The sequence below is a fragment of the Flavobacterium magnum genome (assembly GCF_003055625.1).
Lineage (GTDB): Bacteria > Bacteroidota > Bacteroidia > Flavobacteriales > Flavobacteriaceae > Flavobacterium > Flavobacterium magnum.
This window is the reverse complement of sequence record NZ_CP028811.1, coordinates 1,337,679-1,351,324: the sequence shown is the minus strand read 5'-3', so window position 1 is coordinate 1,351,324 and position 13,646 is coordinate 1,337,679. Positions and strand designations below refer to the sequence as shown.

The following is a 13,646-nucleotide window of genomic DNA, read 5'->3' as shown; positions in this document are numbered from 1 at the left end:
AGCCGGCATAAAACCGGCTTTCATATCTATTGCTTTTCGCTTAGTAAAATAAGCTCCTGTTGTCGTCAATCTCGGCGTCTTTTTTCAATGAAGCGGAAATGCGTTGCATCGTATTTCCATTATTCATTTTCAGTTTCGCTACGTAGTCCTTGTAAGATGGAAGCGCTGGTGCCTTAGTGTAGGCGGTTGTTTTCACGACATACACGCCTGACATGCCTTCAATCGGGGCAGACATTTTGCTTGCCGGTGTCACCATCGCTGTAGCTACGACCCTTTGCTCTAACCCTACGCCTTCAAGACTTGCGGTTTCAAGTGTACGGTCAGCAACAGTCTGTACTTTAGTCGCATTTGCGGCTGCAATCGCTTCAAGTGACCCACCTTTCATTTTCGACTTGATTAAGGCTATTTTCTTTTGGTTCTTCAATTTCAACTCAATCATCGGCCTGGCCTCATCCAAAGGAAGCAAGCCTTCTTCGTTAATTTTCTTCAGCCTGACGATAACGTGTCCGGTATTGGCTACTTCGAAACGTTCAACGCTGCCGACCTTGGTGTCCTTATTGAAGGCCCATTTCACAATCTGCCTTTGGTTTGTAATAGTGCCAAGATTCTCGTCCATAGCCCTGACTTTCACTGATGGGTTGATCGTCAGCTTAGCGGCTTTGGCCACCTGATCAAACGACTTGTCTTTGGCATCCATCTGGAATTTCACTGCTTTATTGTAAACCGAATTCACGGTTTCAGCTGACGGTTCGATCTTTTTGGAAATGGTCGCCAGACGTACACCGTCCTGCTTGTCAGTTACTTTAATGATATGGTATCCGAACTCTGTCTCTACCAAACCTACTTTACCGATAGGGTTCGTAAAAATATAATCGGCGAATTTCTTTGTCAGGCTGTTGGCTCCCTTCGAGAAATAACCCAAATCACCTCCCTGTTGTTTTGAGGAATCATCTGAATTCTGCATCGCCAGCATGAAAAACATTTCAGGCTTTGCATTGGCTTCAGCTAATATTTCATTGGCTTTCGCCAAAGCTTCTTCTTTAGACCTTGTTACCGTCGGAGCTGCACGCATTGCGCCTTTGTAAGCCAAAAGGATGTGGCTTGCCTTTACGTTTGCGCCCGCTTCACGACCCATAGACTTTGACAGCCAGTAGCCGTTGTTGTAGATGTACGGACCGAAAACCTTTCCTACCGGAAGATTGTACAATTGCTCGGCAAATTGCGCAGGCAGATCCTTTTTAGCTACATAAGAAGAGTCGTACGGCGTATCCGAATTTGAATTTACGTATTCAGTGATATCCGTAGCGTTGGCAAAACTAGGAATGGTATCGTTCTTTCCGTTGACGTATTCCACCCTCGGTGCCATAAACGCATCCATTTTCGACTTGATCGCATCTTCATCAGCTTTGGAGGCTTTGTCTTCAAAAATCACGTAGTCGAGTTCACGGTTCTCTTCCGACTTGTATCGCTTTTCATCTTTCCTCATGTAGGCGATAATCTCATCATCGGATACTTTTACGTCGCTGTCCTTAATCGTTGAGAACAATACCGACACATAATCAAAGCTCACCTTGTCGGCCTCCATCTTGTATTTCATCTTGCCTTCAAGTGCGGTAGTGTAAGCGCCGGCCCTTAGCAAAGTGTTGTAAATTTGTTTTTTGGCATTTTCGGCAGCGTCCTTTTTAGATTCTGCAACGAAATTTTTAGCCTCAGGTCCGTTGGCCGCAACAGCGTCGAACTTAGCAATATCAAAAGTACCTGAAGGCCCCATAAACATTGGATTTTGTCCAATTTGCGGATTCTGTTTCAGGATGTCAATGATCTGGTCATCACCCACCTGCAGACCGAGCTTTTCAAATTCGGCATCAAGTAAAGCGTTGTTCACTTCATATTCCCAAACGTAATTTACCGCCTGGGCCTGTGTAGCGCCCTGTGAACTTTTGGTGACATTTTCAACCTTGGTCTTAAATTCATCCATAGGGAGGTCATGTCCGTTTACGCTACCAATGTTGTTGGCGCTCCTTGAAAACAGGTTGCTTTGTACAAGATCCCCGATTATAAATGCAAAGAGGCAAAAGCCGATCACTGCGATCAACAATATCGAACGTTGCCTGATTTTTGATAAAACTGCCATTTCTGTTCTGTTATTTTTTTAATTCAGTTTGCGAAAATACAATTATCTGTCAAATAATCGTACTTCGCCAAAATATTTTCGCTAAAAAAGCGGATTTTTTTTTCGGCTTACTCCCTGACAGTCATTTTTACAAGCTCGATTTTTTTATCCGTGGCGGCCTCGATGACGAAATGGAATCGGTCTATATGGATGCTTTCACCCTGTTGGGGAATTTCTTTGGTATGGTTTACAATGAACCCGCCGAGGGTACTGTACGAATCGCTTTCGGGAATGTCCAGTTTATAAGACTGGTTGATGTACTCCACATCAAACCGTGTCGAGAACAGGAATACGCCGGGCTCGAGCTCCTGCTCAATGAGGCTGTCATCGGCATCGTGCTCGTCCTCGATCTCACCGAACAGCTCCTCGACAATATCTTCAATCGTCAGCATACCGGACGTACCTCCGTATTCATCAAGCACTACGGCGACATTCTTCCTTTTTTTCGTCAGCAGCGCCATCACATCCTTGATCAGCATGGTTTCCGGCACAAACTCAACCGCAATCATTACTGACTTGATGCTTTTGGGTTTCTTAAACAATTCAAAGGAATGGATGTAACCGATGATATCGTCAAGCGAGTGCTGGTACACAAGTATTTTGGAATAGCCGGTTTCGATAAACAGTTCCCGGAGGTCGACGACGGAATCGTGCACTTCGACCGCGGCGATTTCAGTACGCGGATTCATGATTTCGCGCGCTTTCACACCGGAAAACTCCAGGGCGTTACGGAAAATCTGGATTTCCGAATCGACTTCAGCATCGTCCTCGACGGCACTCATCTGCTCGGAAATATAGTTCCCCAGCTCCACCTTGCTGAACAGCAGCTGCTCCTCGTCGCCGCCCGAATTGAAAACTTTGCGCAACACCATGTCTGAAATCCACATGATGAACGCCGAAATGAAATAAAAAATCCGGTAAAAAAAATAGGCCGGTACCGCAAAGAACTTGATCAGGCTGTTGGCATACACCTGAAAAAAAACCTTGGGCAGGAACTCTGATGTAATCAGGATAATAAAGGTGGAAATGACCGTTTGCAGCAGCAGCCCGGAAAACCCCTCGGACAGTCCGCCATAGCCTGAGAGCCATTGCATCACGACACTCCCCATGTAAAAACCGTATATGACGAGCGCTATGTTGTTGCCGATAAGCATTGACGCGATAAACATGGAAGGTTTTTCAGTAAGTCTGGAAAGGGTCCTGGATACAAACGTATCCTGCATCTTCTCGATGCCCAGATACACCTTATTGGAAGAGATAAAGGCAATTTCCATGCCCGAAAAAAAAGCCGAGAGCACTAAGCACAATGCAATGATAATGCCCGCTTCCATGGTTTACGGTTTGCGGTTGCGTGCGTCCATCCGTTTGATAAACCACAACCGGAAGCCGAACATAAAAAGGCATAACACCGTGATTCCGAGAAACAGGTAAGCCTGATCGGGCTCTGCACTCCAGACCGCAATGCTTTTGTACGCGGCAACCAGCGCCACTATGAGGTACAGGTAAGGCGTATATTTGAAATAATTGTTCATAATTATAATTTTGTGTTGGCCGATTCGTTGATAAGTCCGTTGACTTTCTGGAAATTGACCCTTGTGAAGTCCTTATTGAAATCAATGCCTTCACCGTTCGTCGATCCGCTTTTCGGGTCTGTAAATTTAAAGTTTTTTTCGGTGAAAAACCATTCGTTCTTCTGGTCGAAATACAGCTGTTCGGTTGTAAGCTGCTGCCCGGCTTCAGACGTGATGCGTACATTCCCGCGCAGGTCAATCATATCCGTGCCCTTAAAACTCACGGCGTAATCGGATTTGATGAAGGTCTTTCTGGCATTCTTATCGTACAGCGTCAGGTCAATCCCCTTCGGAAATTCGGTAAACGGAAACTTTACCGTACTGTAATCGAGCATGCGCCGACTGGCAAGCACTGCGGTGATTTTTCCTGAATCGGTATATTTCAGATTGATGGAATCCGCTTCACCGGTAGGCATAAATTCCGAAAAATAAAATTTCTGTACATCCTTGAAATTGCTTTCACAGCTCCATAAAAAAGGGATTGCAAAAAAGGACAGCAGCAGCGATTGTATTTTCAGTTTACGGGTCATCGTCAAAACCGGGCGCGGCCGGAGGTTAATCGTATTTCCTTTTCACGAACCATCTGTCGTTCAGCGAAAGGCTCAGGGTAAAGTTAGCATAATTTTCCCTAACAAGTCCGGCTGCTTTCGTGCCTTTACGACCAAATTCGGCGCCAAGGTTGATATTGGAAAAAGTGCCGGTTCCCAAAGGCAGGCCAAAACCGGCGGTCACTGCCATATCCTCGATGGATTTTCCGGCAATCACCAGTCCCGTTTTCTCATACCGAAGTCCGCCACGGTATGTTACCCTTTTGAAGTAGCCGTTGTAAGCGTTATAGTTCGGGATGAAATAGCCACCCACGGCATACTTTTGTGAGTTTTCGTAACCTACGTTATTGATGTCGGCGAACCGGCTGCCCAGGTTTCCAGACTTTCGGAACGTGATCTCCGTACCGATCAGCCATTTCCTGACCACTCCGAAGCCGCCACCGAAGGAAAACTTAGTGGGAAGGTTTACGGTCGTATCGGGCACGTCGACCTTGATTTCGTCAGTTCCTGATGAGTTAACGCTGGTTACCGTTGCGATTGTGCGTTCATTCTGGAGCGTCAGCTTAGTTTCCGGGGTGAAGGTGAAGCTCCCGAAAACGTCAAACTTATTATTGACGCGCGACTGGAACATCAAGCCGGTATTGAACGTCACCCCGCTGATGTTCGAGAGGTTTTTCTCACGCGACCCGAGCTGGATTTGCGGGAGGAACTCGTAACTGGAGGTTGAGATCTCACCAAAATTGTATTCTATGTTGGCACCGATATTCCAGCGGTTGTTGAGCCGGTATGCAGTACCTATCGAGGCCTTGTTTAGTCCGCCGCTGCCTTCAAACCTGCTGCTGGTCTCGTTTACATTCTGGGCAAGCGACTGCGTGCGGTAACCCACGGATGAGTATGGCAACAACGATGCGGAAACCGCCCATTTCCCGATAGGAAGCGCCAGGGCCAGGTAGTCAATCGACGTTCTGGACGCCTTGCCTTCCTGAGTGTTGGTTACCAGTTTATTGCGGCTGTTCGTACCACCGACTGTGAACGTGGTAAGCCTCAGTCCCGCTATCGATGCGGGGTTTTGCAGGTTCAGGTGAATACTGTCTGAAAACACGGCAACGCCTCCCATGAACCTGTTTTCGGCAGCCCCCTTAAAAGTGACATCGCCGATGCCGTAAAAAGAATAAGGGGAAGAAGTTCCTGATTGGGCAGTAATTGCAAGGGAAAAAAGCAACACGATGCCAGCTAAAAATTTTTTAATCATTCTTGATTGTGTATTGAAAAATGTGGTTCAGACTTTCAAGCAGAAAATTTGAATTGGCAAATATGGTATTTTTTAATTGTTTAGCCAAAAAAACTGCGTCACCGCCCGTTAAAATTATCGTAAAGTTTGGGTAGTCATGCTCATAGCTACGTACGAATCCGTCGATTTCATGTACTACCCCATTTACTACGCCCGAGTGTATGGATTGCTGCGTGGATCTGCCAATGAAATCGAGAGGCGTGTCCCGTTCCAACAGCGGGAGTTTTGCGGTATATTGGTGCAGTGCCGCATAACGGAGCCTGATACCCGGTGAAATCGCACCACCCAGGTACTGGTCGTCGCTGTTAATGAAGTCGTAGGTAATGCAGGTGCCCGCGTCAATCACCAGCCGGTGTTGTTTTGGAAAGGCCAATACCGCCCCGGCCGAAAGCACCATGCGGTCAATGCCCAGTGTCAGCGGCGTCTCGTAATGATTGGAAAAGGGGAAGGTATCCGAGTGGGAGATAATCCTTACCTGAACCCGGTCCTGAAACGATAGAAGGTCTTCCTGAGACAAGTTACGTACGGATGCCACGACCATATCGGTGATACTTTTATACGCATCGAGCAGTTTCCACACCTCCGATTTCAAATCTCCGGCATTGAAAAAAACAGCCGTAATCATGGTATCTTCTTCAAATACAGCGCCTTTAATCCTGGTATTTCCTGCATCGATTGCTAAAACCATCACTATCCTTTTGTGGACGCGAAGTTACGAATAGATTTTTTTTAATATTTGTTTTGGATAAATTAAAAATCATCCTATATTTGCACCCGCTAACGCAAGGTACCTTAGCTCAGATGGTAGAGCAACGGACTGAAAATCCGTGTGTCCCTGGTTCGATCCCTGGAGGTACCACTTAAACCCTGACATTTGTCGGGGTTTTTTGTTTTCAAACGGTTTTTGTTTTCAAATTCGATGGGTTGTTTTTTGTTATCAGACAGTTTCCATACTTATTCCAAAAAACTTCCGTTATTCTTTGGAGCTGATGGCCTGAAAAATTAAAATTTAATTATTTTTGTCAGGAGCCGCTTTTTGAGGCTTCATTAATATCACTTAAACAAACCTTTATGATGTTCCTTAATTTCCTGCTCCAGGATAATCCCGTAACCGATTCGATCGCAAACACAGCCGCCGACGCTGCCAATACAACCGCTACGGTAACAGAACAGGTGTCTTACCTTGACTTCGTCCTGAAAGGCGGAATCATGATTTATCCATTGATCTTGCTGTTGTTCTTTTGCATTTACGTGATTATCGAACGCTATTTATCAATTAAAAAACAAACCGCGCAGGACGTTATGATGCTCAACGACATCAGGATGAACCTGAAAGTCGGCAAGATTGACAACGCGCTGATGGTCTGCACCAGGACCCCCTCGGCATCCGGAAATATATTAAGGAGCGGCATCGCGATCATCGGTCGGCCGATCAGCGAAATCGAATCAGTGATGGACAAAACCGCCGAGGTTGAGATCGCGCAAATGGAAAAAGGGCTGGGTTACCTCGGGTTGATTTCAGGTATCGCCCCAATCCTTGGGTTTATTGGGACGATTTCAGGGGTTATTAAAATTTTCCACACCATATCGGCGACAGGAAACCTGAACATACAAACCATTTCGGGCGGACTGTACGAAAAGATGATCAGTTCAGGCGCGGGGCTTGTCGTGGGTGTCATCGCCTATGCCGGCTACCACCTGTTTAATATGATGATCGATAATTTTACGCTTAAGGTGCAGAAACAGACACTGGAGGTAATCAACATAATACACGAGCCACAAAATGGGAATTAAGAGAAAAAGGCGCTTTCATCCGGAAATCCCGACATCGTCGATGAGCGACATCATGTTTTTCCTGTTCCTGTTTTTCCTGATTATTTCGACCCTGGCCAACCCTAACGTCATTAAACTGACCCTGCCCAAGGCGAAATCAAACGAAACCACGAACAAGGACCACATTACGCTTTCGGTCACTGAAGACAAACAATATTTCCTGAACCAGGAAGCCGTGCCTTTTGAGACACTCGAAACGGCTTTGGCCGAAAAAACCAGTGCGGCCAATGACAAGACGGTGGTCGTGCGGGTTCCAGCCGACAACAAGGTGCAGGACCTGGTCGATATTATGCAAATCGGCGTCAAGCTCAAACTCAATTTCGTAATTGCCACCGCAAAATAAGCAAGAGTTCAAAACCGGGAAATCCCCGGTTTTTTTGCCCAAATTTTGTAAGAATCAACACCTAAAGTCATAAGGGTACGCGCGCTAAATCCTGTAATTTAGCGTCATGCGTACATTTAAGAAAATCCTGATCGGTGTTGCGGTGCTCATCGTCGTCTTGTTGTTGGTCAATAAAGGGGTCAACATCTGGGTCAACAAAAAGTTGCCCGAATTGCTCTCCGATAAAAACAAGACACCCTACCACATTACGTATGACAGCCTGAAGATCGACGTCTGGGATGGCAATATCAGCATCAGGGGGATACGGATTTCGCCGAAAAACGCGCTGCGCGATACGGTAAGCAAAGCGGGCATTTACGCCCGGATTGAATCGGTGGAGGTAAAGGATTTCAGCAGCATGGCGGTCCTGTTCTCCAATAAGATCAAGGCCAAAAGCATCACAGTAAACAGTCCGCGAATCACCTTCTTCAAAAAGACAGACAATGCGCTGAACAACAGCAAAAGCATCGGGTCTGAAGTAGTGAAGCCGTTTGAATCCATTGTCAAGGTTTCGGACCTATACCTCAACCACGGCGACGTCAAGATCGTGTATGTCAAAAACAATAAGCCGGTGCTCAATGCGGCAAATATCAACATTAAGCTCGAAGGTATTACCGTAAATGACGACATCCTGAAACGCAAAATCCCTTTCGATTATAAAACCTATTCATTCAGCTGCGACAGCCTCTACTTCAAGAATAACGCAGTCTACCACATCAAGGCCAAAAATATCCGGACCGAAACGAACGGGCTTAGTGTAAAGGATTTCGAAATGGTACCCGAAATGACCCGCAGGCAGTTTGTTGCGTTTACCCCGATTGAAAAAGACTTGTACACCCTGAAAGCCGCCTCGCTCGACATCCGTAAAATGGCCTGGGGGTTTAAGGATGACCGATTGTACTTCAGTGCCGATGCCGTGGAGCTGGACAAAGTCGACGCCAATGTCTACCGCAGTAAAGAACCCGTTGACCGTCCTGAGAAGACCCATTTATACAACCGCATGCTGCGTGATGTCAAGTTTCCGTTGCGCGTCGACACGCTCAAAATCACCGATTCGGATATTGTGTATGAGGAAGAAATCAATTTTGAAAAAGGCCCGGGAAAAATCAGCTTTAATAAATTCAATCTTACGGCACTCAACATCAAGAGCGACGAAGGACATGAAAAAATGAAGGATGTAAAAATCAATATCAGCTGCCTTTTCATGAATGCCTCGCCGATGAAGCTGGATTGGAAATTCAACGTGCTCGATAAGACAGACGGCTTTAATATTAAGGGCAGCATCCTTAATTTTAATACCAAAAACCTGGTTTCCTTCACGAAAAATTACAGCAACATGAAGCAGGAAGGCATTTTTGACGGTGTGTATTTCAATATCAATGGAAACGACGACAGTTCTAACGGTGAATTTGCGATGAAATACCATGACCTTAAAGTTACGCTTTACAGGAAAAAGGATCCGAAGAAGAAGGCCGGACTCAAAACCGCCATTGCAAACCTGGTCGTAAAAAACGATTCGGATGACCAGGTTAAAAAAGTCGGGGTTTCGGTGAGGCGCAACCCGAAAACGTCATTCTACAACTTCTTCTGGCGCAACATCGAAGAAGGATTGAAAAAAATCCTGATCTGACATCGCTGTAAAAGCAAAAGACCTTCCTGTGAAAGAAGGCCTTAAGCGGAAAAACTAACTCAATTTTATTGTTTTACGAGCTTCATCGTAGTTTCGCGTTGGTTAGCGTCAAACGACTTTACAATATAGACTCCGGCAGTAAGATCCCCTACCTCGAAAACAGAGGATGCCGTATAATGGTCACGATAGGATTTTACCAGCTGGCCGGTGATCGAATACACTTCCACTGCCTCAGTCTCAGCGTCCAGCGTAAAGTAGCCGGATGCGGGATTCGGTGACAGGCGGATGTGTGCCTGCTCGACGATGTCAGTGTTGAGTAGCGCCTGCTTGTTGCCGTAAATACGGAAACCTCCTGCGGCGATATTGAGCGTCATGGCCGTATTGATTACATTAACCGAACTGTTGTCCATCAGGTTGTACCATGTCCCAGCGTACGGGAAATTGGCCGTCACGCTCTGGCTGATTGAATTGAAATTCGTCAGGATCACAACATTCTTCAGGGCTGTAGCCGGCAGTGCATTATCGAAAACGTAAATCCGCTGCTTGAGGTTGTTGCCGCCGTCCGGACTGATGGTGTAGGATCCCTCAAACACAGGTTCGTTGATTTTCAGCGAGATCATCCTTGCGTAATTATTGTAGAGTTGCGCCCTTTCAGTGACACCGAGCCAGTTGCCTGTCCATTGCTCCTGGGGTTTGGTGGACAGCTTGCAGTCTCCCGTAGTGGCATCAGTTTCTGTATTCACCGTGCCGTTGTCACAGGTATAGATTGAATCGTCGTAGCCCAGATCGGCAAAATGCCAGATCATCTTCGGTCCCGGCACCAGCAATGAGATGGCTGCAATAGATGACATACGTGCCAGGGAATTGTTCAGGTTATTGAATACCGGGGAAGTCCCGGTGTTGAGGCCATATTTCATCGCGCTGTACATCAGGCGTTCCTTGTCATGACTTTCGGGATAGCCCATGACGCGTTTGCCGGTAAATCCGTGGGCGGTGTTGCCTATCCGGCTGATATCGGCACCTGTAGCATAGCCTTCGATGAGCTGGGTGTAGGGATAAGTCAATTCGCCCCACATCATCACTCCTTTACTCGGTGTTTCATTCAGGCGGTAGTTCGCCCATTGCTGTTCTTCGTTATCGGCGCCCAAATGCTCAAAGATAGCGTAGTGATAAGGATCGCCATTCCATGCATTGGGGTTAGCCGAATTGTCTCCGAACCAGGAATAATCAGCGTATTCCTTAAGTACGGCAACGCGGTCAGCCTGATAGGTGTTGGTACAACTGTCGTCGCCTCCCGAGCAGGCCTGCGTGAAGCCCTTGGTGAGATCCCATCGGAAACCATCGATCTTGTAATCCTTGATCCAGTGCTTGATGACCCTTTTTACATAAGCCCTGGTGTACGGAGAGGCGTGATTGAAATCGTTCCCAACGCTGTAACTGTGCTTCGCAAACTCATTGAAGTATGGGTTTTCGCTGCTCGCGTCACCCCAGCCGTCACCGTCAGGATCTTTCATCCACATGCGCACCATCGGGTTGCGACCGAAAGCGTGGTTCAGCGCCACGTCAAGGATAACCGCAATGCCGTTCTGATGACAAAGGTCAATCAACTCCTTAAACTTATCGGAAGTACCGTAAAACTTATCCAGCGCCATGTGAAAAGACGTGTTATATCCCCACGACTCATTGCCTTCAAACTCCATCACCGGCATCAGCTCGATAGCATTAATCTTTAAATTTTTAAAATAGTCGATGCGGTCAATGAGCGACTGAAAATTTCGGTTGGCATCAAAATCCCTTATCAAGACCTCATACACAACCAAATCCTCTTTTTTAGGTTTGGTAAAATTCGTGACCTGCCAGTTATAAGGCGCCTGTCCCGTCTGCAAAACGGTCACATCGCGGTTTTGGCCTGCCGGGTAGGCAGGAATATTTGGATAAGTAGCCGCGGGAATGAACGGATCATCATAGGTGTTGACGACCAAGGTTGAAAACGGGTCCGCAGTTTTAACCAGCGCGGGGGAATTCGCGAAGGGTGTCGTATCAACAACCCAGTATTGGTAGGTGTAATTGACGTTTGGTGTGAGTCCGCTGATTTCGAGCCAGAACTTGCCGTTATTGGCAAAATCCGGGTCTTTTTTCATGGCATAAGATGCGTCGGGCTCCCAGTTGTTGAAGCTGCCCGCAATGTAAACAAAATCTTTGCCAGGTGCACTAAGCACCAAAGTGGCGCGCGTAGCGTCACCAGGATTGTAGTTGATTCCGTCCTCCATACCTGCGGGTACGGATGCTGTTACGGTGCCCGGATTGACAATGGCCGAGAATTTTTTGGAAATCGTCACGGCGCCCTGTGTCACCTGCAGTTCATAATTCTGGTTTGCAGTGATGCCCGCGTGATTGAAGCTGTAACTTGTCGTTGAAGGATTCGTGTTGAGCACTACCCCATTGGATAACAGCACATAACTGGCATTGCCATTCGTATTGGATGCCGTAACCTGCAAACTGCTGCCCGGAGCGAGAATCGTATTGCTGTTTTGGGTGGGTGTTGACAAAGTCACGCCAAAAGCGCCCACCTCAGCGAAAATATCCTGCGATTTTTTGTCGCCTGTACCGTTTTTGGCCTTGACCAGAAAACCGATCTTGCCAATGCCCGCCCGATTGTAAAAGGTGGTCGGGACAAAGGTGATGCTGTAGGAATCCGTTCCCGCATTGTAGGTGAGCCTGTTGGATTCACTCGAAGAGGTCCAGGAGCCGTTGGTGGGACAGTCCTGGCTGTTGGCATCATTGACATCGAAACACCATGACCACAGGTAAAGTGCGTGATCAGAGGCGATTCCCCAACTGGTTTCGTTGAGGCTGCTTCCGTTGACCGTAATCGTAATTGAAGTAGTCTCTTCGAACGCCGGCGGAGCGATGCTGTACGTTACCGTCTGAACCTGGGCAAACGCAACGGAAACCGCAAAAAGCGCGAAACAGGATAAAATCTTTTTCATAGGAATGGTTTTAAGATAAAAAGGGCCATCCGAAGACGGCCCTTGGCTATTAGAAGCTCAAATTATTGTTGCGCTGGCAGGAAAGCATATCTGCCATCGAGGTCATTGAAGTATACATCATAAGTACCGTTCACGTCGACCGCTTTGAAGTCGCCGCCATCAATAGACGTTTTCCCGAACAACTCAAAAGTTCCCGCGCCCCAGTTTCCGGGAAGCGCCCATTGGTCGTTCGCCCTGAACTTAACGTTCTCTGCAGTCAGCTCAAGACCCCTGGCTTTCCAAAGGTGTGGATTCTGAGGCGTGGCAGTCAGGTTCTGGTCGCTGGTCCAGTCATCACTTGTACCGGTACCGATGATTCCTACCGAATCAAAACTTGCAGCCCCTGATGCATCATAAGGAACGATAGAATAAGTGAGCGCTTGGGTATCTACAGTGACAGTATAATAACCTGCAGTTGCAATGTCAATAGGAGATGGATCAGGATCGGATTCCGTTGGCCTGAACACCAAAAATCCGCCACCGCCACCGTATTGCGGGGCCCATTGGCCGTATTTGGCAAGGAATTTCAATTGGCCCGCGTTAAAGTAGGCAGTCAGGATAAAAAGCTTGTCGTTGTTAGCGTCCCTGAACATCGGCTGGTTGTCGGCACCGTTGGCCCATCCGGCTTCTGAAGCAGGACCTACCAGATAAAGCTGTGGATAATCAATCAGAGGCGGGTTTGTAGGGATAAAAGAAGTTACCACTATGGTAGTCACTTCTGAATATTTTTCTTCTGAAGCCGTAGTTCCGATCGATGACTTGATCCTCACATCGATGGCGATAGGTGATCCGTCGTATGGTATTTCCGGCGTCGTGACCAGCGCTTTGGCTTTGGCATCTAAATCGGCAAAAGTCATGGCGTAACGCGTATCCGGAACAGTGGTAATGACTGTCGGATTGGCGAAATCCGTTCCGTTTAACGCGAACTCAACGGTGTAATTCACTAAGGTAGGGGTACCGTAGGTGACGTCTTCCCAGGTCAGGGTCAGGGCGGTGTTTGCTGTAGGTGTGGCTTCCGTGATTGTAACGGCAGTACCGGTGTCCGGGGTAAGGATGGCGAAAGCATTGGCCTGCGGTTCGGCAATCATGAAATTATCTTCGCTTTCGCAGGACCATAATCCTGAGATCATGATGAATGCAGCTAAAATTTTAAATGTATTTTTCATTTTTATATGATTTTTATTTGAAG

11 protein-coding genes and 1 tRNA gene are annotated in these 13,646 nt (G+C 47.2%); 4 read left to right on the top strand and 8 right to left on the bottom strand.

The genetic code is table 11. The features are described 5' to 3' along the window. Positions 1-40: 40 nt before the first annotated feature. The 6 genes from HYN48_RS05545 to HYN48_RS05520 all read right to left on the bottom strand — a co-directional run bounded on the left by HYN48_RS05545 (position 41) and on the right by HYN48_RS05520 (position 6,271). Positions 41-2,134, bottom strand: a complete 2,094-nt coding sequence (locus tag HYN48_RS05545) for a peptidylprolyl isomerase (protein WP_108370177.1) — start codon at positions 2,132-2,134, stop codon at positions 41-43. A 107-nt stretch (positions 2,135-2,241) separates the two neighbouring features. Then, entirely contained in the window at positions 2,242-3,504 is a 1,263-nt protein-coding gene (locus tag HYN48_RS05540) for a hemolysin family protein (protein ID WP_108370176.1), read from the bottom strand. 3 nt (positions 3,505-3,507) lie between these two features. Next, positions 3,508-3,705: a hypothetical protein gene (locus tag HYN48_RS05535; protein WP_108370175.1), complete on the bottom strand. Its 198-nt coding sequence runs from the start codon at positions 3,703-3,705 to the stop codon at positions 3,508-3,510. A 2-nt stretch (positions 3,706-3,707) separates the two neighbouring features. Then, positions 3,708-4,274, bottom strand: a complete 567-nt coding sequence (gene lptC / locus HYN48_RS05530) for an LPS export ABC transporter periplasmic protein LptC (protein ID WP_108370174.1) — start codon at positions 4,272-4,274, stop codon at positions 3,708-3,710. A gap of 25 nt (positions 4,275-4,299) precedes the next feature. Next, on the bottom strand, positions 4,300-5,544 hold the full coding sequence (gene bamG / locus HYN48_RS05525; protein ID WP_108370173.1) for a BamG family beta-barrel-assembly machinery protein: 1,245 nt from the start codon (positions 5,542-5,544) through the stop codon (positions 4,300-4,302). Beyond that, on the bottom strand, positions 5,537-6,271 hold the full coding sequence (locus HYN48_RS05520; RefSeq protein WP_108370172.1) for a type III pantothenate kinase: 735 nt from the start codon (positions 6,269-6,271) through the stop codon (positions 5,537-5,539). Before HYN48_RS05520 ends, bamG begins: the two co-directional genes overlap by 8 nt. Before the next feature lie 98 nt (positions 6,272-6,369). Here HYN48_RS05520 and HYN48_RS05515 point away from each other — a divergent pair. From HYN48_RS05515 to HYN48_RS05500, 4 genes are all read left to right on the top strand, one after another. Further along, a tRNA-Phe gene (locus tag HYN48_RS05515) sits at positions 6,370-6,442 on the top strand. A gap of 212 nt (positions 6,443-6,654) precedes the next feature. After that, positions 6,655-7,377, top strand: coding sequence for a MotA/TolQ/ExbB proton channel family protein (locus HYN48_RS05510; RefSeq protein WP_245945991.1), 723 nt, complete (start codon positions 6,655-6,657; stop codon positions 7,375-7,377). Continuing rightward, positions 7,367-7,759, top strand: coding sequence for an ExbD/TolR family protein (locus tag HYN48_RS05505; RefSeq protein WP_108370171.1), 393 nt, complete (start codon positions 7,367-7,369; stop codon positions 7,757-7,759). Before HYN48_RS05510 ends, HYN48_RS05505 begins: the two co-directional genes overlap by 11 nt. Positions 7,760-7,865: 106 nt before the next feature. Next, positions 7,866-9,428 carry a hypothetical protein gene (locus HYN48_RS05500; protein ID WP_108370170.1) on the top strand — a complete coding sequence of 521 codons (1,563 nt, stop codon included), beginning with the start codon at positions 7,866-7,868 and terminating at the stop codon, positions 9,426-9,428. A 65-nt stretch (positions 9,429-9,493) separates the two neighbouring features. On the opposite strand, the gene HYN48_RS05495 is transcribed toward HYN48_RS05500, so the two are convergent. Together HYN48_RS05495 and HYN48_RS05490 are read right to left on the bottom strand one after the other, a co-directional pair. Then, positions 9,494-12,418 (bottom strand): alpha-amylase family glycosyl hydrolase, encoded by a 2,925-nt coding sequence (locus tag HYN48_RS05495; RefSeq protein WP_108370169.1) that lies wholly within the window; start codon positions 12,416-12,418, stop codon positions 9,494-9,496. A gap of 62 nt (positions 12,419-12,480) precedes the next feature. Further along, positions 12,481-13,623: a SusE domain-containing protein gene (locus HYN48_RS05490; RefSeq protein WP_108370168.1), complete on the bottom strand. Its 1,143-nt coding sequence runs from the start codon at positions 13,621-13,623 to the stop codon at positions 12,481-12,483. Between the last annotated feature and the right edge of the window lie 23 nt (positions 13,624-13,646).